Below are 22,836 nucleotides of genomic sequence, written 5' to 3'. Positions count from 1 at the left end.
CCTGCCGCACAGCGGTCTCAGACCGCTTTCGACAGCAGCCCCGTGCTAGTCGACCAGGCCCGCCGACAGCACCGCGAGCACCAGCGACACCGCCGTGAACACCAGCGTGTAGCCGAAGGCGATGCCCGCGTGCAGCCACCGTGAACGCGCTCCCTCGCACAGCGACAGCTGCCAGTACCCGGCGCCCAGACCGAACACCAACCACGGCAGGACCAGGAGCGCCGGCGCCGGTTCGCCGAGCACACCGGTCACCGCGAACGGCGTCAGGACGGTGACCGCACCCGTGCCCAGGGCCAGCGGCCACGGCCGGTCCACCGGCTCTCCGGACAACCGCCCCGCACCCACCGCCACGACCGCCGCCAGCACGACGGCGGCGATCAGCACCCCCAGCAGCCACACGTCACCGGCCGGAGCGGACCGTGCGACGGGCACGAGCACCACCGCGAGCGCGACGACGACGGCGGTGGGCAGCACCGGCAACACCCAGGCGTGGCGGAGGGTCACGCCCGTGATGGTCGCGCACCACCCCTGCGCCTGTCGCCGCGTTCGTGTTATTCCACCCCGAGCTCCCGGTCGATCGCCCCCGACACCAGCTCCCGCGCCCGCGCCACGCTGACCGAGCCGCTGTGCCACCGTTCGCCGAGCCCCTCCACCAGCGCGGTGAGCCGCTCCGCCGCCGCCTCCGCGTCCTCGCCACCGGCCACGCGGACCAGCTCGGCCACGTCGGCGTTCCACGCGCCGGTCGTGCGCTCCAGCGGCTCGCGCAGCTCCTCGCAGAACACCGCGCTGGCCCGCAGCTCACCCCACGCGACGCTGTTCTCCCGCACCTCGTCGACGTCCTGCAGCTCGGCCAGCAGCAGCTCCCGCAACGCCTCGCGCGGGTCCCGCGCGGTCGTGCCGGTGTACTCGGCGGCGCGGTGGTTCACGTGCTCCAGCGCAGCGCGCAGGATGCCGGCCCGGTCCTTGAAGTGGTAGTAGATCAACGCCGTCGACACCCCGGCCTCGGCGGCGAGCTTGTCCACCCGCAGCCCGCGCACCCCGTCCTGCGCGATCACCCTGACCGCCGCGTCGAGCAGCTGGGCCCTGCGCTGCGACACGCTCACCTCGGTTCCTGTTGCGTCGTGCGGTGGCGACTACCGCCGTCTCCGCGGCTCCGCCCAGTGAGCAGGCCGGGTGAGCACCGCGGGGAGCTTCGTCCCTGCGTTGCCGCGCGCGGCGTTGACCTGCATCTGCGTCAGGAACAGGCTCGTGCTCAGGTCCGCACCCGACACGTCCGCGCCCCGCAGGTCCGCCCCGATCAGGTCGGCACCGCGCAGGTCGGCACCCGTGAGGTCCGCGCCGATCAGGTAGGCGCCACGCAGGTCCGCGTCGACCAGCTTCTTGTTGCGCAGCCGGGCCCCGATCAGGTCCGCGCCGCGGTAGGACTTCGCACTCGACCGCAGCCGTTCGCTCGTGCGCAGCAGCAGGACGTCGACCTTCGCGCGGATCTCGGCGACGTCCAGCGCGAGAACGGTGTCCGGATCAGCCGAGGCGCAGCCCTCGACCTCCGCGTACGCCGCGGTGAGGTCGTCGTGCGGGTCGCGCCGCTGGGCTTCGGCGAGGTACCAGAGCAGTTCGTGCAGCTGCCGCACGACGGGGAAGACGTCGAACATCTTCTGCCGCTCGGCGGTGCGCCAGTCGACACCTCCGAACACCGTCTGCGACACCCGCTGACCCGCACCGAAGCAGTCGTACACGGTGCAGCCGGCGTAGCCGGACGTGCGCAGCTTCGCGTGGATTCCGCAGCGGTGGTCGGCCAGCAGGTTGCGGCACGGCGTGCCCGCGTCCTTGGTGGCCGCGAAGTCCGCCGACCTCGCGAACGGCAGCGCCACGCAGCACAACCCGAAACAGGCGGCGCAGTCCGCCTTGAGCTCGTCCATCGCGGTCAGGATACGGGCCAGATCAATGCCATCACTCGCGACGGTCACCATGCGGCCAGAACACCGGGATGCGAGGGGACCGTGCACACCGAGGCGCACCACCGCGAGGCCGCCGGCACCGGTGCCCGCGTGGGGCGGGATGGGCGCGGTGCTGCGGCAGCGCAGTGACCTGCCGGGCGCCCACGAGTGGTTCCGGCACGGCGCCGAGCTGGGCGACGAGTACTCCGTTCTCAGCTCGGCGCGCGCAGGCTTCGCAGTTCGGCCATCACCTCGTCCAGCTGGCGCTCGGCTCGTTCCGCACGCGCCAGCGTTTGCGCCCGCGCGTCCTCCACCGCCGCCAACGCCTGCCGCACCGCCGCCACCTGCTCGCCGCTCTCCCGCCGGACCTGCGCGAGCCGTTCGTCGACCTCGTCCCGCATCCGTTGCACCTCGGCGCGCGCGTCGGCCGCCGTCTGCTCGGCACGTTCCGCGCGCACCACGGCCTGATCGCGTGCCATCGCCGCCTTGCTCACGGTGTCCGCGGCGGCCTGGCGTGCCTGCTCGACCTGCGCCACAGCTTCCGACCGGATCTGCTCGACCTGTGCCGCGGCCTCCGACCGGGCCTGGTCAGCGGCTGCCTGCGCCTGCTCGGCCGCCGCCTGAGCCTGCTCCACCCGGACCTGGGCTTCGGCGCGGGCTTGTTCGATCTCCTTCGCCGCCTGCCGCCGTGCCTGCTCGGCGTGCTTCACCGCGTCTGCCCTCGCCTGCTCCACGGCCTCACCCGCGAGCCGCACCTTCTCCTCGGCCTCGGCCCTGATCTCCTCGACCACGGCCGCCGCCTGCACCCTGACCTCGGCGACCTCCGCCTCGGCCCGCTCCTTCGCGGCCTGCGCCTGCTCACGCGCCTCGTCCCGCTCGGTGAACGCCCGGTCCGCGGCCTCGTCGGCTTCCTCCGCGGACCGCACCGCCTGCTCGGTGACCACCTCGGCCGCCTTGCGTGCCTGCTCAGCGTCGTGGCGGCGCCGTTCCGCGGCCGCGAGGTCGGCCTGCGCCTCCGCGACCCGGCGAGCCGCCTCGGCCTCCGCCGCCTGGATCTGGCTCTCGGCGACGCTCGGGTCCGCCATCGCGTTGAGCTCACCGACCGCCCGCCCCAGCGTCTGCGTCATCTGCTCGGATAGCACCCGGAAGCGGTCGAGGAGCTCTTCAGCCCTGATCTTGGCGGTACCGGAGACCCTAGGGAGATTCGTCACGGTGACGACCTCCAGGTTTTGCTCCGCCCCTTTCTCGGCCGCCTCTTGGAGCCGTTGCCGTTCCCGCCATGCCCGCCAGCGCGTGTGCTCGGGCAGGTCGCAGTACTCCGAGGGCCTACCGGGGCCGCTACCTCGGAAAACGGGGCGTTCGCAGCCCGGGAAGTTACAGCTCGTCTCCACGGGCAATATCGTAGCAGGGTTACGTGTGCAGTTACGTTATCCAACGCAACGTAAACCAAATGAGCGTTCGGATGCTGACCGCCGATAAGTGAACATTATCGGCGGTCAGCATCCGGGGAGGCTGCCAACGAAACCGGTCCCCCGGCAGCCTCGAAACGCCCTGCGAAAACTGTGAACCGCCTACAAACTTCCCTAAGAGCGGCGATCGCGGAACGTGGCCCGCAGATCGCTCACCCACGCCTGCGGGTTCTCCCACGGGATGAAGTGCCCGCCACGCTCGTGGGCGTTGACGTTCACGTGGTTGAACCACGCCGCCTGCGGACCGCCGAGGAACGCCGCGACCCGCTCCTCGGCGGTGTGGATGCCCGGCGGGTTCTCGTAGGTGACGAACGTGAGCCCGACCGGGGCCTCTACGACCGGGGTGCGGGAGTGCGAGGGCTGCCACGGGTACCGGTTGGCGTTGGCGTAGTAGCGCATCGAGGTGGCGATGGAGTTCGTGACCCAGTAGATCGTCGCGTGCGTCAACAGGTCGTCCCTGGTGAACACGGACTCGACATCGCCGCCGTTGTCGCTCCACGCGGTCCACCGCTGCAGCAGCCACGCGAGCAGCCCGGCCGGCGAGTCGCTCAGCCCGTGCGCCAGCGTCGCGCCGTCGAGCATGTGCACGGCCAGGTGCGTCGCCCAGCGGCGGTCCATCTCGATGATGCGGTCGCGGACGTCGGCGGGCTGGTCGTCGGTCAGCGGGCGGTTGCGGGCGAAGTCCCAGGCGCGCGGGCCGGTGAAGAAGTCGAGCGGCAGGCCGGAGCCGATGTGGATGCCGTGCAGCGAGCCGGCGTACTTGTGGCCGAGCTGGCTGGAGACGATCCCGCCGATGTCGCACCCGCCGGCGGCGTACCGGTCATGTCCGAGGACGTCGGTCATCAGCGCGTGCCACAGGTCGGCGACCTTCCAGAAGTTGACGTCCGGGAACCCGGTGAGCGGACCGGGGAACCCGAACCCGGGCAGCGAGGGCACGATGACCTCGAACGCGTCGGCCGGGTCACCGCCGTGCGCGGCCGGGTCGGCGAGCGGGCCGATGACCTTCGACCAGTGCCAGAACGTCCACGGCCAGCCGTGGGTGAGGATCAGCGGGATCGGCGCCGGGCCGCGTCCGGGTGCGCGCAGGAAGTGCACCGGGACATCGGCGACGGTCACCTCGTAGTGTTCGTGGGCGTTGATGGCGGCTTCGGCCGTGCGCCAGTCGTAGCCGTCGCGCCAGTACGCGACCAGCTCGCCGAGGTAGCCGGCCGGGACGCCGTAGGACCAGTCGTCGTTGCCCTCGTCCAGCGGCGCGCGGGTCCGCGCGAGGCGGGCGCGCAGGTCGTCGAGGACCTCGTCGGGCACGTGGATCGGGGTCGGGTGCAGCGGGAAGGCCTGCCCAGTGGTCATGACCTTCGTTCTACCCGCCGGTGCCGGCCGGGTTCAGGCGGGCCAGGCGCGCAGCAGCGAGTCGAGCGCGTCCACGGCGCGGGTCCACGACGCCTCGACACCGCGCGGGTGGCTGTGGAAGGCGCCCGCCTGCTCCAGCGACACGTACCCGTGCAACGTGCTGTGCAGCAGCCGCACGGCGTCGGTCTGGTCGGGTTCCCACAGGTCGTAGCCGCGCAGCAACGCCCGTGTCAGCTCGGTGTGCCGCTCGGCCGCGCCGGTGGCCGCCGTGTCCGGGTCCAGTGCGATCCGCGTGGCCGCGTACCGGCCGGGGTGCTGTTTGGCGTAGCCGCGGTAGGCGTCGGCGAACGCGCGCAGCGCCTGCTTGCCGGAGCGGCCGGCCAGTTCGGCGGCGACGCGGTCGGCGAGTTCGGCCAGCGACTGGACGGCGACGCGGGTGCGCAGGTCGTGGGCGTTGCGGATGTGCGAGTACAGCGAGGCGTCCTTCACGCCGAAGTGGCGGGCGAGCGCGGACACCGTCACGTTGTCGAAGCCGACCTGGTCGGCCAGCTCCGCCGCCGCCTGCGTGAGGCGGTCGGCGGTGATCCCCGCGCGTGCCATGCACCACCCTTCCTAGGGCTCTTAATCATTTGCCTAGTACCTCTAGGTAAACCTACCGTCGAGGTCATGAAGCCGCTGACCGAACACGACATCCGCGCGTCCTTCGTCAATTCCACCAAGGGCGAGGCCAAGCGCATGCACGTGCCCCGCGATCTCGCCGACCGCCCGTGGGACGACCTGGACTTCCTCGGCTGGCGCGACCCTGCGGCACCCGACCGCTCCTACGTCGTCACCGAGCTCGGAGACCGGTTCACGGGCGTGGCGCTGCGGCGGGCCGCCCAGTCCGGGCTGCCGCGCAAGTCGATGTGCTCGTGGTGCCTGACCACGCACTCCGGTGACGGCGTGTCGCTGATGACCGCGCGCAAGGCCGGCAAGGCGGGACAGCTGGGCAACTCGGTCGGCGTCTACCTGTGCGCGGACCTGGACTGCTCGCTGTACCTGCGGGGACGCAAGGACGCCGGGTTCGGCGGGCGGATCCACGAGTCACTGGCGCTGGAGGACAAGGTCGACCGGCTGCTGGGGAACGTGGCGGCGTTCTTCGCGCGCGTCAGCTCCTAGGGACCGCCGTCTACAGCTCCAGCACGAGCTCGGCGGTGCACGCGCGGGCGCACGGCCACGGGTCGCCGCACTCGGTGCAGCCGGAGGTCGCGGGCAGGTGCGCCTCGAGCACGCTGACCGCCCGGTCGCGGTAGCGCTCCAGGTCCGACTCCCAGCCGTGGCGGGAGGACGCGGTCGCACTCGTCATCGTCATCAGTCCTCAGGGTTGTGCTGTAGGACACAGGATGCACCCGCGCGAGCGGTTGTGGGTGCGCAACGGGCGAACAGGTTCCGTTCCGGCAGGAAAGCGCACGGCACATTCGCGCGGCGGGCCGGGCGGGACGTGACTCCCAGCCACGCCCCGCCCGCCCCCAGCCCGCACCACCGGCCCCCCGGTCGATGGCTGCCGGCGCCCCCGACGAACGCCGGCACCACCGTTGTATCGGTCCGGGATTTTTCACGTTCGGGCATCGGCGGCTAATCAACGGGAAACGTTCCACCGACCGGGCGACCCGCACCGCCCGCACGGCGAACCCGGTGCGCGGAAGGCGAATCTGGGCGGGTGCGGGCGGCATCATGTGGGCATGGACGTACCGGCGGCGCTGGCCGCGGCCGCGCGTGGTGACCAGACGGCGTGGGATGCCCTGGTCAGGCAGTTCAGCGGGCTGCTGTGGTCGGTCGCCCGCGCCCACCGGCTCAGCGACGCCGACGCCGCCGACGCCGTGCAGTGCACCTGGATCAAGCTGGTGGAGCACCTCGACCGCATCGCGGAGCCTGAGCGGCTGGCGGGGTGGCTCGCCACCACGGCGCGGCACGAGTGCCTGCAGCTGATCCGGCGGTCGGGGCGGTTGCCGGAGCCGGCCGAGATCGACGACTCCGCCGACCCCGCGCCGCCGGTGGACCACGCGCTGCTCGTCGGTGAGCGGGACGCGGCGCTGTGGCGGGTGTTCGAGGGGCTGCCGGACCGGTGCCGGCGGCTGTTGCGCGTGCTCATGGCGTCACCGCCGCCCGCGTACGCCGAGGTCGCGGCCGCGTTGGACATGCCGGTGGGCAGCATCGGGCCGATCCGGCAGCGGTGCCTGAACCGGCTCAGGGCGCTCGTCAGCGGCGAGCCGGTGCTGGAGGAGCGGTCATGAGCGAGGACGACGACTTCCTGGCCGAGCTGCGGGCGGCGGCGGACCGGTTCGACCCGGTGCCGGCCGGGGTGCTGCGCGACGCGAGCGCGGCACTGGCGCTGCGGGCGCTCGACGAGGAGCTGGCGGTGCTCGTGGAGAACGAGGCGGCGCTGGTGCGCGGTGACGACGGGCCGTTGCTGCTGGCGTTCGAGTCCGAGCGGGTGACGCTGAACCTGGAGATCAGCGGCGACACCGTGCGCGGGCTCGTCACCGGCGCGGTGGGCGAGGTGGTGGTGGAGACACCGCGGTCACGGCGTTCCACCCCGGTCGTCGACGGCTGGTTCACGGTCACGGACGTGCCGTCCGGGCTGGTCAGGGTGCGGGTGACCGCCACGGACGGCACCGTCGTGGTGACCCAGTGGGCGCGCTTCTAGAGCAGGACCCGCACGTCGAACGGGCCGTTGACGCCCCACGCGTGCCGGGTCTCGCACTGGCCGAGCAGCACGTCCCGCGCGGCCGTGGCGGTCAGGCCGCTCTCCATCAGCGCCCCGATCCGCCCGGTCACCGCGGCGGCCGCGAACGAGGTGCCCGACCACGTCGCGAACCCCTTCTCGAACGGGCCGTGCACGTCCTCACCGCGGGTGAAGACCGTGATCCACCGGCCGCAGGCGCTGAACTCGGCGATCTCCCCGCTCGCCGTGGTCGCGCCGACCGAGAGGACGCCCGCGTCGGCGGCCGGGTAGTTGCGCAGCGGTGAGGCGTTGTTGGGCACCGCTGCGACGACCACGACGTCACCGGCCAGTGCGTCGAGCGCGGCCCGCAGACCCTCGGGGGTGCCCTGTTCGGAGAGGCTGCCGCCGAACGACAGGTTGATCAGCTTGATGTCGGGCCGGTTCAGGTTCTCCAGCGCGGCCACGACCTGGGTGTCGTCGTCGGGTCCCTCGACCAGGGCGCGGCGCAGGACGACCGTGGCGGTCTTCGCGTGGTCGAGGACCACCCCGGCGACGAACGTGCCGTGCCCGGAGCCCGCCGCCTCGACGTGGTCGTCGTCGACCTCGACGTGACCGTCGAGCCACGGGTGCGGTGCGTAGTCGGTGTCGACCACGCCGATCTTCAGTGCGGCGTCCGCCGCCGGCAGCGGCACCCTGGTGATGGTGCTGACCGCCTGGGCGAGGCCGTAGGCGTGCGGGTCTCTGCCGCCCATGGTGTCCACTCCCCTCCTGCGTCCGGATGAGCATGTCCGAAGCTTGATGCCGCGGCAACGGATAGCTGATACACACCGCCTATGACGCTCGTCCGTGCGGAGCAGGCGAAGGACCTCGCCTACACCTCACCGGCGCGTGCCCGCCGCCTGGCCGAATCCGTACGTGGCAGGACGGACGCGGAGACCGAGTCGGTGGCGCTGCACGCCCTGGGCATGGCGGCCTCGGCGGTGGGGCGGCTCGACGAGGCCGAACGGCACCTGCGCGCGGCCGTGTCGGTCGCGACGGCGGCGGGGCTGGTGGTGCGGGCCGCGCAGGCGCGGGGGTCGCTGGGGTACGTGCTGACGCTGACCGGGCGCACGGCGGAGGCGTTGCGGGCGCTGGCCGACGTGCCCGAGCAGGTGGACGGGGTGACCGCGGCGCGGCTGCTGATGCAGCGGGCGCTGGTGCTCACCGAGATCGGCCGGTTCGCCGAGGCCGCCGACGGGTTCGCTGCGGCGCTGGCCGCGAACCCAGGTGACCCGCTGCTGGAGGCGACGATCCGCAACAACCGGGGCCTGCTGCGCGCGCACCGGCGGGACTGGCGGGGTGCGGCGGAGGACCTCGACCTGGCCGAGTCGCTGTACGTCGCCGCCGGTCACACCGGGCGGACCGCGATGGTGTTCCACAACCGCGGGGTGGCGTTCGAGGCGCGCGGCGACGTGCCGGCGGCGCTGGCCGCGTTCGACGAGGCGGCGGCCCGGTACGCGGCGGCCGGGCGGGACCCCGGGCTGCTGCCGATCGAGCGGGCCGAGGCGTTGCTGTCGGTGCGGCTGGTCGCGGAGGCCCGGTCGGCGGCCGCGGCGGCGGTGGCGGCGTTCACCCGGCAGCGCAACTTCGTGGACGTGGTGCAGGCACGGCTGGTGCTGGCGCGGGTGGAGCTGGTGGCGGGGGACCCGGTCGCGGCACTGGCCTCGGCGGTGTCGGCGGGGCGGTCGGCGCGGCGGCAGGGGCGGCCCGCGTGGGCGGCGTTCGCCGGGTACCTGGCGTTGCGGGCGCGGTGGGAGCGGGGGTCGGCGTCGCTGCGGTCCGCGCGCCGGGTCGTCGAGGCGCTGGCCGGTGAGGGCTGGGTGGTCGCGGCGCTCGACGCGCGGCTGATCGTGGCGCGGCTGGCCCTGCAGGCACCGCGGCACCGGGCGGTGGCGCGCGCGGAGCTGACCGCCGTCGCCGCGGCCTCCCGCACCGGTCCGGCGGAGCTGCGCGCACGGGCCTGGCACGCGACGGCCCTGCTGCGGCTCGCCGACGGTGACGTGAAGGGTGCCGAGGCGGCGCTGCGGTCCGGGGTCGACGTGCTGGCGGCGTTCCGCAACGGTCTGGGCGCGACGGAGCTGCGGGCGCACGCGTCCGGGCTGGCGGGCGAGCTGGTCGCCACCGGCACGCGGCTGGCCCTGGCCGGCGGCCGTCCCGCCGCGGTGTTCGGGTGGGCGGAGCGGTGGCGGGCGGGGGCGTTGCGCGTGCGCCCGGTGCGGCCGCCCGACGACGACCGGCTGGCCGACGACCTCGCGGAGCTGCGGCAGGTCATGGCCGCCGGGGACCTGCGCCGGCAGGCCGAGCTGGAGCAGGCGATCAGGGCACGGGCCCGGCACGCGACCGGCATCCGCGCCGCCGACCCGCCGCCGTCGCGCACCCGGCTCAGCACGGCGCTGGGCGAGCATGTGCTGGTCGAGTACGTCGAGTCCGACGGGCGGCTGCACGCGGTCGTCCTCGACCGCGGCAGGGTCCGGTTGCTCGACGCAGGTCCGGCCGAGGCCGCCGCACGGGAGGTGCAGGCGCTGCGGTTCGGCATCAACCACCTCGCGCACCGCATCGGCTCCGACCGCACCCGCAAGGCCATCGAGGAACGCCTCGGCCAGGCCGCCGACCGCCTCGACCGGCTCCTGCCCGCGACGAGGAAACCGCTGGTCATCGTGCCGACCGGTGCGTTGCACGCACTTCCGTGGCCCGCGCTGCCCAGCTGCCGGGGCCGGGCGGTGACCGTCGCGCCGTCCGCGGCGCTGTGGCTCAGGGCCGCGGAGTCCGACCACGTCACCGGGCGCACGGTGCTGGCCGCCGGACCGGGCCTGCGCCACGCCGTGGCCGAGGTCGAAGCCCTGAAGCGCCGCTACCCGCACGCCGAGCGGTTCACCGGCAGGAGGGCGACCACGGCGAACCTGCTGCACGCCCTCGACGGCGCCGAGCTCGCGCACATCGCCGCGCACGGCCGGTTCCGCGCGGACAACCCGCTGTTCTCGACGCTCACCCTCGCCGACGGTCCGCTCACCGTCTACGACCTCGAAGGACTGCACCGGCCGCCGCGGCAGGTGATCCTGTCCGCGTGCGAGGCGGGCAACTCGGGCATCCGTCCGGGTGACGAGCTGCTCGGCCTCGCCGCGGCACTGCTGGCGCTGGGCACCAGGACCCTCATCGCCTCGGCGGTGTCGGTGCCCGACGACACCAGCAAGGCGCTGATGCTGCGCTACCACCGGGAGCTGGCGGCCGGCCGTGCCCCGGCGGAGGCGTTGGCGAAGGCGCAGCGCACCTGGACCGAGGCAGTGTTCCAGTGCTACGGCGCGTCTCTGCCCTGACAAAACGGTCCGACGAGTGCGGTGCGCTCAGGTCCCCGTGCGATCACGCGTGGAGAACCGCCCGCAGCCCGTCGATGCCCGTGAAGTGGTGCCCGCGCATCCCGGCCCGCCGCGCCGCCTCGACGTTCTCCAGCCGGTCGTCCACGAACAGGATCTCGTCGTCGCCGAGGCGTTCCCGGCACCACTCGAACGCCTCGATCGACGGTTTCGCGTGTCCGATGCGGCAGGAGAACGCCCGCAGCTCGAACAGGTCGAGCCACGGGTAGCGGCGTTCGAAGTCGCGGGCGTGGTCCTCGGGGATGTTCGACAGCAACGCGATGCGCCTGCCCGCGGCGTGCAGTGCGCCGAGCAGGGCGACCATCTCGTCGTCGACCTCGGTCCAGCTCGCCACGTCCTGCTCGACCATCGGCGGGTACCCGACGCGCCGCCAGTACTCGGCGGCGGTCACGTCGCCGCGGTCGTAGGCGGGGCGGTGCGCCCAATAGGCCTGCCAGAACGCCGGGTCGGTGCTCATGGTGTCCATCACCGCCCGGGACTGGTCGCGGGCGATCACCCCGAACATGTCGAACAGCACGATCACGCCGTCACCACCGCCACGCCCGCCGCCGTCAACCCGTCGTCGCCGTCCGCATCGGTCACCACGGCGTCCAGGGCGGACACCGGTGCCACGAACGCCAGCGCGGTGCGCGTCAGCTTCGAGGCGTCGGCCGCGGCGATCACGCGCCGGGCCGACGAGATCGCCGCGCGCTTGACCGCGGCGTCGTCCAGGTCGAACGCGGTCAGGCCCTGCTCGGCGGAGAGGCCGCAGCAGCCGATGACCGCCGTGTCGAAGCGCAGCGACTGCAGCGACTGCAGGGTCAGCGGTCCGGTCAGCGCCAGCTCCCCCGCGCGCGGTGTGCCGCCGGGGATCAGCAACGTCAGCGACGGGCCGCCCACCAGCGCGTTCACTGCGTGCAGCGACAGCGGCATCACGGTCAGACGGCGCGCATGCAGCACGTGGGCGACCTCCACGCACGTGGTGCCGCTGTCGAGCACGACCGACTCGCCGTCGGAGAGCAGGCCCGCGACGACCCCGGCGATGCGGCGCTTGGCGTCCAGCGCCTCCTCCGAACGCAGTGCGTACGGTGGTTCAGACCCGCGCAGCAGCAGGCTGCGCGCACCACCGCGGTAGCGCTCCAGCACGCCTTGCGCGGCGAGCACCTCCAGGTCGCGGCGGATCGTCATCTCGGACGCGCCGGTCAGCGACGCGAGCTCCGCCACACCGAGGGAGCCGGCGTCGCGCACGGCCTCGGTGATCTGCCTCAGTCGGGACACACTCGCGATTGAACACCAGCTGTGTTCGAAGTTCAAACTTTCAAACACGCGGATTGTTCGTTAGCGTGAAGCATGTGAACGCTCTCAGGGCCGCGCGGGTGGCCACCTTCACGTACTTCGCCCTCAACGGCTTCCTGCTCGGCATGTGGATCGTGCACATCCCCACGGTCGAGCGCCGGGTCGGCATCGACCACGCGGAGCTCGGCCGGTTGCTGCTGGTCCTCGGGCTCGGCGCGTTCATCGGCATGCGGGCCGGCGGCTGGCTGACCGACCGGTTCGGCGCACGCACCGTCACCCCGCTCGCGGGCGTGCTGTGCAGCGCGGCCGTCGTGCTGCCGGGACTCTCCACCGGTGAGCTGGCGCTCGCCGCGGCGTTGCTGGCGTTCGGGTTCGGCAACGGCGTGCTGGACATGGCGATGAACGGGCACGCGGTCGTCGTCGAACGCGAGTACGCGCGCCCGGTGATGTCGGCCTTCCACGCGACCTGGTCGCTGGGCGGTGTCGCCGCCTCCCTGGTCGGCGCGCGCACGCTGAGCTGGGAGCTCTCGCCGGCCACGACGCTCGCGGTGGTCGCCGTCGTCGGCGTGGTGGTCAGCCTCGTCACGGCACCGGCGTTGTCGCACGGCGCGACGACCGTCCCGCACGAAGGCGACGAGGACCAGCCCAGGACGAAGAAGAAGGTGCCGCTGCGGATCTGGGTCATGGCGGGGCTCGCGTTCATGGTGATGCTCAGCGAGGGCGTCGCCAACGACTGGAGCGTGCTGCACCTGCAGGACGTCCTGGGCGCCGAACCGCAGATCGCCGCGCTCGCCTACGGCGCCTTCGCGACCACCATGACCGTCGGGCGGCTGCTGGCGGACCGGGTCACCGCGAAGATCGGGCCGATGGCGGTGCTGCGCTGGGGTGCGGTGATCGCGGCGGCCGGGTTGCTGCTGGCGGCGTTCGCACCGTGGACCGGCCTGGCGATCGCGGGCTGGGCGGTGGCCGGCGCCGGGTTGTCCGGCACGGTGCCGCAGCTGTTCAGCGCGGCCGGGCACAGCGACCCGAGCTCCGCGGCGGTGAACATGTCGCGGGTGGCGGGCCTGGGCTACATCGGCGTGCTCGCCGGGCCCGCGGTGATCGGCTGGCTCACGCACCTGATGCCGCTCAACGTCGCGTTCGTGCTGCCGGTGCTGTTCTGCGTGGTCACGGCGTTCGCGGCCGGTGTGCTCAGGCCCGCGGCCACCGAGGTCGAACGCACCGCCGACCCCGTGCACTGACGGAACGAGTGCGGCACGCCGGAAAGGCCTCGATCTTTCCGGCGTGCCGCAGCGCTCGCAGGTGATTCACTGTCCCGCATGGATCTCCCCGAACTGGACCTCGCCGCGCTGGACCTGACCACCGCGCACCTGGCCGACGCCTGCATCCGCACCGGCGTCCCGGTCCGCACCGCCACCCTCGCCCCGGTCGTCCCCGGCAGCAGGGTCGCCGGCCGCGTCCTGCCCGCCCGCCACGCCGGCAGCGTGGACGTCTTCCTCGAAGCCGTCGAGCGCAGCGCACCCGGTGACGTGCTCGTCGTCGACAACGACGGCCGCACCGACGAGGCGTGCATCGGCGACATGGTCGTGCTGGAGGCCCAGGCCGCGCAGCTGCGCGGCCTGGTGGTCTGGGGCCTGCACCGCGACACCTCGGACATCCGCGCGATCGGGCTGCCGGTGTTCAGCCTCGGCGCGAACCCGACGGGGCCGCTGAGCCTGCGCGACCGGGCACCGGAGGCGCTGTCGACCGCCCAGGTCGACCAGTGGACCGTTACCAGCGGCGATGTCGTGTTCGGCGACGACGACGGCGTGCTGTTCGTGCCCGCCGACCAGGTCGAGACCGTGATCGCCAAGGCGCGGGGCATCCGCGACGTCGAACGGGCGCAGGCGCAGCGCGTGCGGCAGGGTGAGTCCCTGCGCAGCCAGCTGCGGTTCGACGAGTACCTCGCGAGCGGGCTCACGTTCCGCGAGCACCTGCGCGAGATCGGCGGCGCAGTCGAGGAGTGAGGACCGCGATCGCGCAGCTCCGGTATGCGGGTCGCGACCCCGTGTCGAAAAGGTCCTGAGCCCTTCGACGGACCGGTGACAACGCCAGCCGCGGAGAGGAAGCGCAGAGATGGACTGGACCCTCGAGGTCGTCGTCGTACCGGTGTCGGACCTGGACCGGGCGAAGCACTTCTACGCAGAACAGCTCGGGTTCGTCGTCGACCACGACACGACGTTCGACGAGAACACGCGCATCATGCAGCTCACGCCACCCGGCTCCGGCTGCTCGGTGGTGATCGGCAAGGGGATCGTGAAGGGCGAGCCCGGCACGCTCAAGGGCGTCCAGCTCGTGGTCTCCGACCTGGAGAAGGCTCGCGCGCAGCTCGTCGAGCGCGGGGTCGAGGTCAGCGAGATCGTGCGGATGAACGAGAAGGACGGCGGGTCGTTCGTGTTCTTCGACGACCCGGACGGCAACAGCTGGGCCGTGCAGGAGATCAGGGCCCGCGCGACCGGTGGGGAGTGGAAGTGAAGTACATGCTGGTCAGCTACGGCGGCGCCCAGGAGGACTGGGAGGGGCTCGCCGCGTGGACCGACGAGGACATGCACCGGATGATCGGGTACATGCGCGACCTGGACGCCGAGCTGCGCGCCACCGGTGAGCTGCTGCAGTCCGAGGGGCTCAGCGGGCCCGCGCGGGCGTTCGTGGTGCGCGGCGGCGAGGACGGCGTGCCGAACGTGGTCGACGGGCCGTTCGCCGAGTCCAAGGAGGTCATCGCCGGCTACTGGGTGGTCGACGTGGACAGCCGCGAGCGGCTGCTGGAGATCTGCCAGAAGGCCTCGGCGTGCCCCGGCCCCGGCGGGAAGGTCCTGAACCAGCCGATCGAGGTGCACCCGATCATGGGCGCCCCCGACGTCGACCAGGACACCCTGGCGCCCTACAAGCAGTGACCGGGACGGGGTCGGACCGCTCAGGCCCGACCCCACCGGGATCAGCCGTGCGGGTAGCCGCTGACGTAGAGGACCTGGCCGGTCACGAAGTCGGCGTCCTCGGCGGCGAAGAACAGCACCGCACGCGCGATGTCGTGCGGTGTGCCGATCCGCCCGACCGGGATCGACCTGCGCACCACTTCGAGGTGTTCGTCCACGGTGCGCCCGGCCCGCGCGGCGCTGACCTCCGTCATGCCGGTCCGCACGGTGCCGGGACCGACGGCGTTGACGGTGATGCCGTGCGGCGCGAGGTCGAGCGCGGCACTACGGGTCAGCCCCTCGACACCGGCCTTCGCGGCGACGTAGTTGATCCGCTCGCCCTGCACGATCGCGGCGATGCTGGAGATGGTGACGATCCGCCCCCACCCGGCGTCCCGCATCGCCGGCGCGGTGGCCTTGAGCATCAGGAACGCGCCGCGCAGGACCGTGCCCTGCACCGCGTCCCAGTCCTCCAGGGGCATGTCCAGCGGGTGGTTGTCCCGCGCGAACCCGGCGTTGTTGACCAGGATCTCCACCGGCCCGAACGCCGCGACGACCTCGGCCACCGCCGCGTCCACCGAGGCCGGGTCGCTGACGTCGCACTCCACCGCGACCGCCTGCCCACCCGCCTCGGCGATCCGGCCGGCGACCGCGCGGGCGCCCTCGACGTCGCGGTCCACCACGGCGACCCGGTGACCCAGCTCGGCCAGCTCCTGCGCGATACCGGCGCCGATTCCCGATCCAGCGCCGGTGACCAGCGCGACACGTGACTGCATGTGGTCAACCTGCGCGAGGCCGGTCCCGTCCGCAACCGGGTTTCACGGCCGGTGCGGCTTCACCAGATGAGCAGCGGCTCAGGCCAGCGCGCGTGCGACGGCGGCTTCGACGTGCAGCCGGGTCGTGGGGAACACCGGCAGCGGCACATCGTGCTGGCTGATCAGCAGCTCGATCTCGGTGCAGCCGAGGATCACGCCCTGCGCGCCCTCGAACCGGCCGATCACGTCCTGGTAGGCGCGCCGCGACTCGTCCTTCACCACACCCAGGCACAGCTCGTCGTAGATGATCCGGTGCACGGTCGCGCGGTCCTGCGGGCTGGGCAGCAGCACCGTGAGGCCGTGCTGCTCCAGGCGTTCGCGGTAGAACGGCTGGTCCATGGTGAACCCGGTGCCGAGCAGCCCGACGGTGGTGAGCCCGGCCTGCGTGATGGCGGTGGCGGTGGTGTCGCCGAGGTGGACCACCGGGATGTCGACGGCGGCCTGGACCTCGTCGAACACCTTGTGCATGGTGTTGGTGCAGATGAGCAGGAAGTCCGCGCCGCCGGCCTGCACGAGCCGCGCGGCGTCGGCCAGTGCCTTCGCCGCGTCGTCCCACCTGGCCTCGACCTGCATGCGTTCGATCTCGGCGAAGTCGACGGAGTGCAGCACGACCTTGGCCGAGTGCAGGCCGCCCAGCCGTTCGCGCACGACGGTGTTGGCGAGCCGGTAGTACTCCGCGCTGCTCTCCCAGCTCATGCCGCCGAGCATCCCGATGGTCAACATGCCGTCAGTCAAGCACTCCAGCGCGCGTCGCGTCCGGTCTTGGCCAGCAGCCGTTCGAACGCGGTGGCGTCGGCGGGCGGTTCGGTGGGGGCCTGGAAGACGTTCCACTCCAGGGCGGTGGGGCCCATCTGCTCGACGAGGCCCTCGACGACGGTGAGCACCTCGGGGTCGGGTTCGAACCGCTGACCGGTGGCCTGCGCGAGGTCGGAGGCGTGGATGGTGAGGTCGAGCAGCGCGAGCCCGCCGACCACGGAGGCGGGCAGGTTCATGTTGCCGGCGATGCCCTCGTCCGCGCCGGGCTGTCCCCAGGCCTCGACGAGCCGGGCGGTCTCGGCCGGGTACTGCGCGCGCCAGTCCGGGTAGTGCGGTGTGGTGCTGAAGTCGGCGTCCTGCTTGACGGCGAGCTTCTGGAACTCGACGACGACGTGCAGCAGGTGGTCGAGCAACGCGCGCACGTCGTAGTCGGCGCACGGGGTCGGTTTGGTCAGGTCGTCGTCGCTGATGGTCGCGATGACGGGCAACGCGTGGTCGCGGGCCCGGTCGAGCAGAACGCTGAGCTTCATGGTGAGGACGGTAGGACGCGGCGTGGGGACGTTCTTGAAGAAACGCGCCACATAGGATTCCCGGCGTGCAGGGGCCGCGCCGGGACACACGGGGGATCGTCGACGCACGGGAGCTTTTCGCCCGTGTCCGGTTCCGCCGCCGCCTGCCCGCGCCCGAGCTGCGGCCGTACCTGGAGCACTACTGGCTCATCGACGGCGAGCTGGACACGCCCTACACCTCGCACGTCGTGCCGCACCCGTCGGTGAACGTCGTGTTCGAGCACGGCCACGAGCACCCGGAGATCGCCGGGGTCGGGCTGGGGTTGTTCAGCCGGGAGCTGCGCGGGCGGGTGCGGGTCGCCGGGGTCCAGTTCCGGCCGGGCGGGTTCCGGCCGTTCCGCGCGGAGCCGGTGTCGCGGTGGACCGGGCGGCACGTGCGGCTGACCGACGTGCCCGCGGCGCTCGTGCTGGCCGTGGAGGGCGAGGATGATCGGGTGGCGGCGCTGGACGCGTTCCTGCTGGGCCTCGGACCGGTCGCCGACCCGCAGGCGGCGCTCGCGGTGGAGCTGGTGCAGCGCATCCGCGAGGACCGGGAGATCCGCCGGGTCGCTGACTTCGCCCGTGCCGAGGGCGTGGCGGTGCGGACGTTGCAGCGGCTGTTCGCCGACTACGTGGGGGTCAGCCCGAAGTGGGTGATCCTGCGCTACCGCATCCACGAGGCGCTGGAACGGGCGGAGACCGACGTCGAGTGGGCCGGGCTCGCCGCCGACCTCGGCTACAGCGACCAGGCGCACCTGGTCCGCGACTTCACGCAGACCGTCGGCGTCTCCCCCACCGCCTACGCCAGGGCGCTGACCTGAAAACGGTTCGACGCCGCCGCCGGCCCCTGCCACAGTGCCCGCTGTGACGACCGAACTCCTCACCGCCGAGGACGTGCGCCTGATGCAGGGCCTGGCTCAGCGGGTCACCGCGGTCCGCCCGGAGCTGGTCAACAGCGACGCCTCCTACGGTGAGCTCGCGTGGAACTGGGGCAAGGACCACGCCACCGAGGGCCACGCCTGGGTGCGCCGGCTCTGGTTCGCGGGCGACGACCTGGTGGCCTGGGGGTGGGCGCAGCTGCCGCGCCGGGTGGTCCGCCGTGACGGTTCGGTCAGGGACGTCACCGGCGCCTACCTCGCCCACCAGGTGCACCCCGGCCACCCGGCGCTGCTGGACGAGGTGGTCGACTGGTTCGACGGCGTCGCACCGGGTGTCGACCGCACGGTGCTGCCCAACGCCGACGACGAGGCCGCCCTCGCGCGGTGGACGGCGCACGGCTACGAGGTCGACCGGGACTCGCTCGGCGGCTGGACCCAGCTCAACGAACGCGACCTCACCGAGATCGCGCAACCCGTGCTGCCGGCCGGTTTCCGGTTCCGCACCGCCGACGAGGCCGGTCCGGAGGCGGTGGTGCGGGCGCACGTCGACGCCTGGGCCGGCTCGACGTACTCGCCGCGGTCCTACGAGGGTGTCCGGCAGACGGCCGCTTACCGCGGTGACCTGCACGTCCTGGTCGAGGCGCCGGACGGGACGATGGCGTGCTCGGCGATCATGTGGCTCGACGAGGTCAACCGGACCGCCGAGTTCGAACCGGTCGGCACCCACCCGGAGCACCGCAGGCGCGGCCTGGCCAGCGCGGTGTTGCTGCACGGCATGCGGCTCGCGCGGGCGGCAGGGGCGGTGCACGTGACGGTCGCGTGCCTGGGCGCGGACGAGCACCCGTCGGCACGGGAGCTGTACTACGGCGTCGGGTTCCGGCTGCTGTCGCGCGACCTGCCGCTGATCAAGCGGGCGGACAGCGCCTGATCGGCCACCCCACGGCTCACCTCGCCAATGCGCGTCCGATCGCGGCCACCGCCGTCGTGATGTCCCCCGGTGTCGTCGCCGCGTACCCGAGCACCAGCCCCGGCGCGTGCTCGGTCTGGCAGTGCCACGACAGCGGCTGCACCTTCACCCCGCCGGCGAGCACCCGCGCCCGGTTCTTCGCGGTGTCGTTCACCGCGCTGGGGGTGACGCTCGCGCTCACGTGAGGCAGGCGGCGGCGCGGTCGAGCAGCAGGGTGCGCTCGCGTTCGTTGCGGGTCAGGCCCGCCGCCTTCTCGAACTCCGCCCGTGCCTCGTCGGTGCGGCCGAGCTTGAGCAGGAAGTCGCCGCGCACGCTGGGCAGCAGGTGGTAGCCCTGCAACGCCTTCGCGCCCGCGATCTCGTCGACGAGCGCGAGCCCGGCGGCCGGTCCGTAGGCCATGGACAGCGCCACCGCCCGGTTGAGCTCGACCACCGGCGAGGGCGAGAGCCGTGCGAGCACCTCGTAGAGCGCGGCGATGCGCCGCCAGTCGGTGTCCTCGGGCCTGCGGGCGCGGGCGTGGCAGGCCGCGAGCGCCGCCTGCACGTAGTAGGGGCCGGGCGGCTGGTTGAGCGCCTCCGCCCGTTCCAGCGCCGCGAGGCCGCGGCCGACGAGCAGCCAGTCCCACCGGGCGCGGTCCTGCTCCAGCAGCAGGACCGGCGTGCCGTCGGGGGCGGTGCGGGCCTGGGAACGGGAGGCCTGGATCTCCATCAGCGCCACCAGGCCGTGGACCTCGGCCTCCTTCGGCGCGAGCTCGGCGAGCACCCGGCCCAGCCGCAGCGCCTCCGCGCACAGCTCCGGCCGCATCCAGTGGTCGCCCCGCGTGGCGGAGTAGCCCTCGTTGAAGATCAGGTAGATGACCTCGAGGACGCTGGCCAGGCGGGCGGCGAGCTCCGGTCCCTCCGGCACCTCGAACGGCACCCCGGCCTCGGCCAGCGCCTTCTTCGCGCGCACGATCCGCTGCGCCACCGCGGTGTCGCTGACCAGGAACGCCCGCGCGATCTCCTCGGTCTTGAGGCCGCCGAGCAGCTTGAGCGTCAGCGCGACCCGCGCCTCGGTGCCCAGCACGGGGTGGCAGGCGGTGAACATGAGGCTGAGCAGGTCGTCGCCGATCTCGTCCTCGACACCTTCGGCGGCGTCCGGTGTGGACTCCCGGACGTCGCGGCCGATCTCCTCGACCTTGCGGTTGAAGTTCTCGCGGCGGCGGATCTGGTCGACGGCCCGGCGCTTGGCCGTGGTCGTCAGCCACGCGCCGGGGTTGTTCGGCACTCCCTCGACCGGCCACTGCTCCAACGCCGCGACCAGCGCGTCCTGTGCCATCTCTTCGGCCAGGCCGACGTCGCGCACGTACCTGGCGAGCGCGGCGATGACCTTCGCCGACTCCATCCGCCAGACCGCGTCGATCGTCCGGTGCACCGAGGTCGTAGCCCCCATGGGGGCATCAGACCACAGCCACCGGCCGGATTTCCACGACGCACCCGGCCACCGGGATGCGCCGCACGCGTTCGACCGCTTCGGCGTGGTCGCGCACGTCGATCAGCCAGTACCCGCGCACCGGCGCACCCGTTGTGACGCGGCCGTTCCCGTCGACGGCGCCGGCGCGCAGGTCGGCCGCGTCGAGCAGCACCCCCGCCCGCGCCAGCGCATCGCAGTACCTCGTGGCGAACGGCAGCTCAGCCGCCGTCCTGACGATCACCAGAAACCGCACCGGGTCCTCCTCGTCGCGCGTCCCCCGCGGGAACGTCGATCGAGGAGCCGCCGAAATCGACGGCGTGGTCGCGCGCCCATGCCGCGAACGTGCGGTAGGGCCTGCCGGTGACGGTCTCGAAGTCCGGCTCCACCGCGAACTCGTAGTCGGAGAAGTCGTCCGCGTCGCCGCCCTCGTAGCCGCCGAGGCCCAGGACGTAGCGGGCGATCTCCTCCGGCCAGCCCACGCTCACGTAGTAGGCCAGTGCCTGCTCGACCGTGACGTCGGCGAAGCGCAGCTCCCGCCCGAGCACCTCGCCGATCGCCCGCGCCATCTCGCGTTGCGTGAGCGGTGCCGGGCCGCTGAGCGTGTAGGCCTTGCCGTCGTGGCCGTCCTCCAGCAGCGCGGCGACCGCCACGTCGGCGACGTCGGCCTCGTGGATCGGCTGGCCGAGCTCGTCGGGGTTCGGGTGCACGATCGTGCCGTCGGCGCGGATCGACGGCGCCCACAGGTCGACCTTGTTGACCGCGAACTCGCCGGGCCGCACGTGCGTCCACGCCACCCCGGAGGCCTCGACCGCCTGCTCGACCGGCAGGTGGTGGGTCCGGTCGTAGCCGTGGGTCACCGCGCCCGAGGACAACGTGACGATCCTGCGCACACCGGCGCGCACGGCCAGGTCGACGACGCGCTGCGCGGTGGGCGGGTGCGCGAACAGGTAGAGCTTGTCGATGCCGTCGAACGGGATGCCGCCGGGGTCGTCGAGGTCGCCGCGCACCACCTCGACGCCGTCCGGGAAGCTCGCCTTCGCGGGGTCGCGGGTCATCGCCCGCACGCGAGTGCGGTCCGCGAGTCCCCGCACCACCAGCCGGCCGACGTTGCCGGTCGCCCCGGTCACCAGGACCGTCATCGCAGGCCTCCCTCGATGCCGTCGAGCAGCTTGGTCAGGCCGTAGTCGAACGAGCCGCGCACCTGCTCGGCGAGCGTGCCGCCGGTGTCGTAGGCGCCGGCGTTCCACAGGGTCGTCATCGTCGGGTAGCGCTCCACGTCGAAGTAGTCGTCCCAGAACAGCTGCCGCGCGTGCCACCAGGAGTCGCCGGACTCGCCGGTGACCTGTTCGAGCTGCTGGTCGTCGACCTCGGCGGCCGCGGCGCCGTGCACGAACCCCTCGACGGCGGTGTGCGCGACGATGACCTGCCGCGGTTCGAGCCCGGAGTCGGCCAGCGCGGCCAGCACGAACTCCTGCCCGTCCATCAAGCCCGGTCCGAGCGGTGGCCGCACCATCGACACGTCCCGCATCCACGGGTGCGCCTGGTAGACGGCGCGGGTGCGGTCGGCGTAGTGCCGGATGCGTTCCCGCCACGTGCCCTCGGCGCTCAGGTCGCGTTCCTGCAGCACCGTGTCGGCCATCAGGTCGATGAGCTCGGCCTTGCCGGGCACGTGCCCGTAGAGCGACATCGTGCCGACGGTGAGCTCCTGTGCGACGCGCGCCATCGACATCGCCGCGAGTCCTTCGCGGTCGGCCACGGCGATGGCGGCCGCGACGACCTGGTCGACGCTCACCTTGGGCTTCCTGCCGACCGGTTTGGGCTCCGGCGGCCGGCGCCAGAGCAGTGCGATGGTCTTGGCGGCGTCTCCTGCGCCGCTGCGTTCGACGGCCATGCGTTCCCCTCATTTCCGTAGGCCATACGGAAACAATACCGTACGTCATACGGAAACTGGGGTCAGTTCGTGCCGAGCCGCGCCCGGAGGTCCGCCACCTGGGCTTTCGCGGCGGTCAGGTCGTCCTGCAGCCGGACGATCACGATCGCGGAGGCCAGCGGGTGACCGTCGTCGAACAGGGCCCGGAAGCGCTGGGCGAGGCCGAGCTGACGGCGGGAGTAGCGGCGGTGACCGCCGTCGGAGCGCTGCGGCACGAGGACGTCGGCCGCGTCGAGGCTGCGCAGGAATGCCTGCTGCACGCCGAGCAGCTCGGCCGCCCTGCCCATGCTGTAGGCCGGGTAGTCCTCGTCGTCGAGGTCGCTGAGCGGCACGCCGGACTCCTCTATCGGGTGGTTGACTAAACCTACAGTGCGCGCTACAAAAAATATGTACC

Annotated in this window: 29 protein-coding genes; 10 read left to right on the top strand and 19 right to left on the bottom strand. The window is 72.7% G+C overall.

What is annotated here, in order from left to right:
- Nucleotides 1–45: 45 nt before the first annotated feature.
- The 6 genes from ACZ7CF_RS08405 to ACZ7CF_RS08380 form a co-directional block, all read right to left on the bottom strand.
- Complete coding sequence (locus tag ACZ7CF_RS08405; protein WP_360394565.1) at nucleotides 46–504, bottom strand: hypothetical protein; 459 nt, start codon at nucleotides 502–504, stop codon at nucleotides 46–48.
- A gap of 47 nt (nucleotides 505–551) precedes the next feature.
- Nucleotides 552–1,103 carry a TetR/AcrR family transcriptional regulator gene (locus ACZ7CF_RS08400; RefSeq protein ID WP_470369253.1) on the bottom strand — a complete coding sequence of 184 codons (552 nt, stop codon included), beginning with the start codon at nucleotides 1,101–1,103 and terminating at the stop codon, nucleotides 552–554.
- A 30-nt stretch (nucleotides 1,104–1,133) separates the two neighbouring features.
- The gene (locus tag ACZ7CF_RS08395; protein WP_360394571.1) at nucleotides 1,134–1,919 is read right to left on the bottom strand and encodes a pentapeptide repeat-containing protein; all 786 of its coding nucleotides are present in this window, start codon (nucleotides 1,917–1,919) and stop codon (nucleotides 1,134–1,136) included.
- A gap of 230 nt (nucleotides 1,920–2,149) precedes the next feature.
- Nucleotides 2,150–3,148 carry a hypothetical protein gene (locus ACZ7CF_RS08390; RefSeq protein ID WP_470369252.1) on the bottom strand — a complete coding sequence of 333 codons (999 nt, stop codon included), beginning with the start codon at nucleotides 3,146–3,148 and terminating at the stop codon, nucleotides 2,150–2,152.
- Nucleotides 3,149–3,520: 372 nt separating this feature from the next.
- Nucleotides 3,521–4,756: an epoxide hydrolase family protein gene (locus tag ACZ7CF_RS08385; protein WP_470369251.1), complete on the bottom strand. Its 1,236-nt coding sequence runs from the start codon at nucleotides 4,754–4,756 to the stop codon at nucleotides 3,521–3,523.
- 33 nt (nucleotides 4,757–4,789) lie between these two features.
- Nucleotides 4,790–5,356: a TetR/AcrR family transcriptional regulator gene (locus ACZ7CF_RS08380; protein ID WP_360394580.1), complete on the bottom strand. Its 567-nt coding sequence runs from the start codon at nucleotides 5,354–5,356 to the stop codon at nucleotides 4,790–4,792.
- A gap of 66 nt (nucleotides 5,357–5,422) precedes the next feature.
- Here ACZ7CF_RS08380 and ACZ7CF_RS08375 point away from each other — a divergent pair, with 66 nt between their 5' ends.
- Entirely contained in the window at nucleotides 5,423–5,914 is a 492-nt protein-coding gene (locus ACZ7CF_RS08375; RefSeq protein ID WP_470369250.1) for an FBP domain-containing protein, read from the top strand.
- A gap of 10 nt (nucleotides 5,915–5,924) precedes the next feature.
- Here ACZ7CF_RS08375 and ACZ7CF_RS08370 read toward each other — a convergent pair whose 3' ends face one another.
- Nucleotides 5,925–6,101, bottom strand: a complete 177-nt coding sequence (locus ACZ7CF_RS08370) for a hypothetical protein (protein WP_458432271.1) — start codon at nucleotides 6,099–6,101, stop codon at nucleotides 5,925–5,927.
- Between the two features lie 376 nt (nucleotides 6,102–6,477).
- Between ACZ7CF_RS08370 and ACZ7CF_RS08365 the strand changes: the two genes are divergently transcribed.
- Together ACZ7CF_RS08365 and ACZ7CF_RS08360 are read left to right on the top strand one after the other, a co-directional pair.
- A complete protein-coding gene (locus ACZ7CF_RS08365; RefSeq protein ID WP_470369249.1) occupies nucleotides 6,478–7,029 on the top strand; it encodes an RNA polymerase sigma factor in 552 nt (183 codons plus the stop codon).
- Nucleotides 7,026–7,442, top strand: a complete 417-nt coding sequence (locus tag ACZ7CF_RS08360; protein ID WP_360394592.1) for a hypothetical protein — start codon at nucleotides 7,026–7,028, stop codon at nucleotides 7,440–7,442. The genes ACZ7CF_RS08365 and ACZ7CF_RS08360 overlap by 4 nt, the downstream gene beginning before the upstream one ends.
- Here ACZ7CF_RS08360 and ACZ7CF_RS08355 read toward each other — a convergent pair.
- On the bottom strand, nucleotides 7,439–8,212 hold the full coding sequence (locus tag ACZ7CF_RS08355; protein ID WP_470369248.1) for a S8 family peptidase: 774 nt from the start codon (nucleotides 8,210–8,212) through the stop codon (nucleotides 7,439–7,441). The genes ACZ7CF_RS08360 and ACZ7CF_RS08355 overlap by 4 nt on opposite strands.
- 81 nt (nucleotides 8,213–8,293) lie before the next feature.
- Between ACZ7CF_RS08355 and ACZ7CF_RS08350 the strand changes: the two genes are divergently transcribed.
- Nucleotides 8,294–10,813: a CHAT domain-containing protein gene (locus ACZ7CF_RS08350; RefSeq protein ID WP_470369247.1), complete on the top strand. Its 2,520-nt coding sequence runs from the start codon at nucleotides 8,294–8,296 to the stop codon at nucleotides 10,811–10,813.
- A gap of 43 nt (nucleotides 10,814–10,856) precedes the next feature.
- Here the strand turns inward: ACZ7CF_RS08350 and ACZ7CF_RS08345 are convergent, their stop codons facing one another.
- Together ACZ7CF_RS08345 and ACZ7CF_RS08340 are read right to left on the bottom strand one after the other, a co-directional pair.
- Nucleotides 10,857–11,393: an HAD family hydrolase gene (locus tag ACZ7CF_RS08345; RefSeq protein WP_458432275.1), complete on the bottom strand. Its 537-nt coding sequence runs from the start codon at nucleotides 11,391–11,393 to the stop codon at nucleotides 10,857–10,859.
- Nucleotides 11,390–12,127, bottom strand: a complete 738-nt coding sequence (locus tag ACZ7CF_RS08340; RefSeq protein ID WP_458432276.1) for a DeoR/GlpR family DNA-binding transcription regulator — start codon at nucleotides 12,125–12,127, stop codon at nucleotides 11,390–11,392. The genes ACZ7CF_RS08345 and ACZ7CF_RS08340 overlap by 4 nt, the downstream gene beginning before the upstream one ends.
- Nucleotides 12,128–12,201: 74 nt before the next feature.
- On the opposite strand from ACZ7CF_RS08340, the gene ACZ7CF_RS08335 reads away from it, so the two are divergent.
- The 4 genes from ACZ7CF_RS08335 (at nucleotide 12,202) to ACZ7CF_RS08320 (ending at nucleotide 15,078) form a co-directional block, all read left to right on the top strand.
- Complete coding sequence (locus ACZ7CF_RS08335; RefSeq protein WP_470369246.1) at nucleotides 12,202–13,386, top strand: MFS transporter; 1,185 nt, start codon at nucleotides 12,202–12,204, stop codon at nucleotides 13,384–13,386.
- 78 nt (nucleotides 13,387–13,464) lie between these two features.
- Nucleotides 13,465–14,151, top strand: a complete 687-nt coding sequence (locus ACZ7CF_RS08330) for an RraA family protein (RefSeq protein WP_360394610.1) — start codon at nucleotides 13,465–13,467, stop codon at nucleotides 14,149–14,151.
- Between the two features lie 109 nt (nucleotides 14,152–14,260).
- Nucleotides 14,261–14,659, top strand: coding sequence for a VOC family protein (locus ACZ7CF_RS08325; protein ID WP_360394613.1), 399 nt, complete (start codon nucleotides 14,261–14,263; stop codon nucleotides 14,657–14,659).
- 5 nt (nucleotides 14,660–14,664) lie between these two features.
- On the top strand, nucleotides 14,665–15,078 hold the full coding sequence (locus tag ACZ7CF_RS08320; RefSeq protein WP_360394859.1) for a YciI family protein: 414 nt from the start codon (nucleotides 14,665–14,667) through the stop codon (nucleotides 15,076–15,078).
- A gap of 41 nt (nucleotides 15,079–15,119) precedes the next feature.
- Here ACZ7CF_RS08320 and ACZ7CF_RS08315 read toward each other — a convergent pair whose 3' ends face one another.
- From ACZ7CF_RS08315 to ACZ7CF_RS08305, 3 genes are all read right to left on the bottom strand, one after another.
- Nucleotides 15,120–15,872, bottom strand: a complete 753-nt coding sequence (locus tag ACZ7CF_RS08315) for an SDR family NAD(P)-dependent oxidoreductase (RefSeq protein WP_470369245.1) — start codon at nucleotides 15,870–15,872, stop codon at nucleotides 15,120–15,122.
- Between the two features lie 78 nt (nucleotides 15,873–15,950).
- Nucleotides 15,951–16,634: an aspartate/glutamate racemase family protein gene (locus ACZ7CF_RS08310; protein ID WP_360394619.1), complete on the bottom strand. Its 684-nt coding sequence runs from the start codon at nucleotides 16,632–16,634 to the stop codon at nucleotides 15,951–15,953.
- An 8-nt stretch (nucleotides 16,635–16,642) separates the two neighbouring features.
- A complete protein-coding gene (locus tag ACZ7CF_RS08305; RefSeq protein WP_470369244.1) occupies nucleotides 16,643–17,197 on the bottom strand; it encodes a TIGR03086 family metal-binding protein in 555 nt (184 codons plus the stop codon).
- Between the two features lie 65 nt (nucleotides 17,198–17,262).
- On the opposite strand from ACZ7CF_RS08305, the gene ACZ7CF_RS08300 reads away from it, so the two are divergent.
- Together ACZ7CF_RS08300 and ACZ7CF_RS08295 are read left to right on the top strand one after the other, a co-directional pair.
- Nucleotides 17,263–18,036, top strand: coding sequence for a helix-turn-helix domain-containing protein (locus tag ACZ7CF_RS08300; protein ID WP_360394625.1), 774 nt, complete (start codon nucleotides 17,263–17,265; stop codon nucleotides 18,034–18,036).
- A gap of 43 nt (nucleotides 18,037–18,079) precedes the next feature.
- On the top strand, nucleotides 18,080–19,021 hold the full coding sequence (locus tag ACZ7CF_RS08295) for a GNAT family N-acetyltransferase (RefSeq protein WP_470369243.1): 942 nt from the start codon (nucleotides 18,080–18,082) through the stop codon (nucleotides 19,019–19,021).
- A gap of 16 nt (nucleotides 19,022–19,037) precedes the next feature.
- Here the strand turns inward: ACZ7CF_RS08295 and ACZ7CF_RS08290 are convergent, their stop codons facing one another.
- From ACZ7CF_RS08290 to ACZ7CF_RS08265, 6 genes are all read right to left on the bottom strand, one after another.
- The gene (locus ACZ7CF_RS08290) at nucleotides 19,038–19,241 is read right to left on the bottom strand and encodes a hypothetical protein (protein ID WP_360394631.1); all 204 of its coding nucleotides are present in this window, start codon (nucleotides 19,239–19,241) and stop codon (nucleotides 19,038–19,040) included.
- Nucleotides 19,238–20,491, bottom strand: coding sequence for an RNA polymerase sigma factor (locus ACZ7CF_RS08285; RefSeq protein ID WP_470369242.1), 1,254 nt, complete (start codon nucleotides 20,489–20,491; stop codon nucleotides 19,238–19,240). Before ACZ7CF_RS08285 ends, ACZ7CF_RS08290 begins: the two co-directional genes overlap by 4 nt.
- A 7-nt stretch (nucleotides 20,492–20,498) precedes the next feature.
- Nucleotides 20,499–20,765 (bottom strand): YciI family protein, encoded by a 267-nt coding sequence (locus ACZ7CF_RS08280; RefSeq protein WP_360394637.1) that lies wholly within the window; start codon nucleotides 20,763–20,765, stop codon nucleotides 20,499–20,501.
- Nucleotides 20,731–21,651: an NAD(P)H-binding protein gene (locus tag ACZ7CF_RS08275; RefSeq protein WP_470369241.1), complete on the bottom strand. Its 921-nt coding sequence runs from the start codon at nucleotides 21,649–21,651 to the stop codon at nucleotides 20,731–20,733. Before ACZ7CF_RS08275 ends, ACZ7CF_RS08280 begins: the two co-directional genes overlap by 35 nt.
- The gene (locus ACZ7CF_RS08270; protein WP_470369240.1) at nucleotides 21,648–22,403 is read right to left on the bottom strand and encodes a TetR/AcrR family transcriptional regulator; all 756 of its coding nucleotides are present in this window, start codon (nucleotides 22,401–22,403) and stop codon (nucleotides 21,648–21,650) included. The genes ACZ7CF_RS08275 and ACZ7CF_RS08270 overlap by 4 nt, the downstream gene beginning before the upstream one ends.
- A 62-nt stretch (nucleotides 22,404–22,465) precedes the next feature.
- Nucleotides 22,466–22,774 (bottom strand): MerR family transcriptional regulator, encoded by a 309-nt coding sequence (locus ACZ7CF_RS08265; protein WP_360394646.1) that lies wholly within the window; start codon nucleotides 22,772–22,774, stop codon nucleotides 22,466–22,468.
- Nucleotides 22,775–22,836: the final 62 nt, after the last annotated feature.

Source organism: Lentzea sp. NPDC036955, assembly GCF_055608005.1.
The sequence above is the reverse complement of the archived record's forward strand: the minus strand, read 5'-3'. Positions and strand labels throughout refer to the sequence as shown.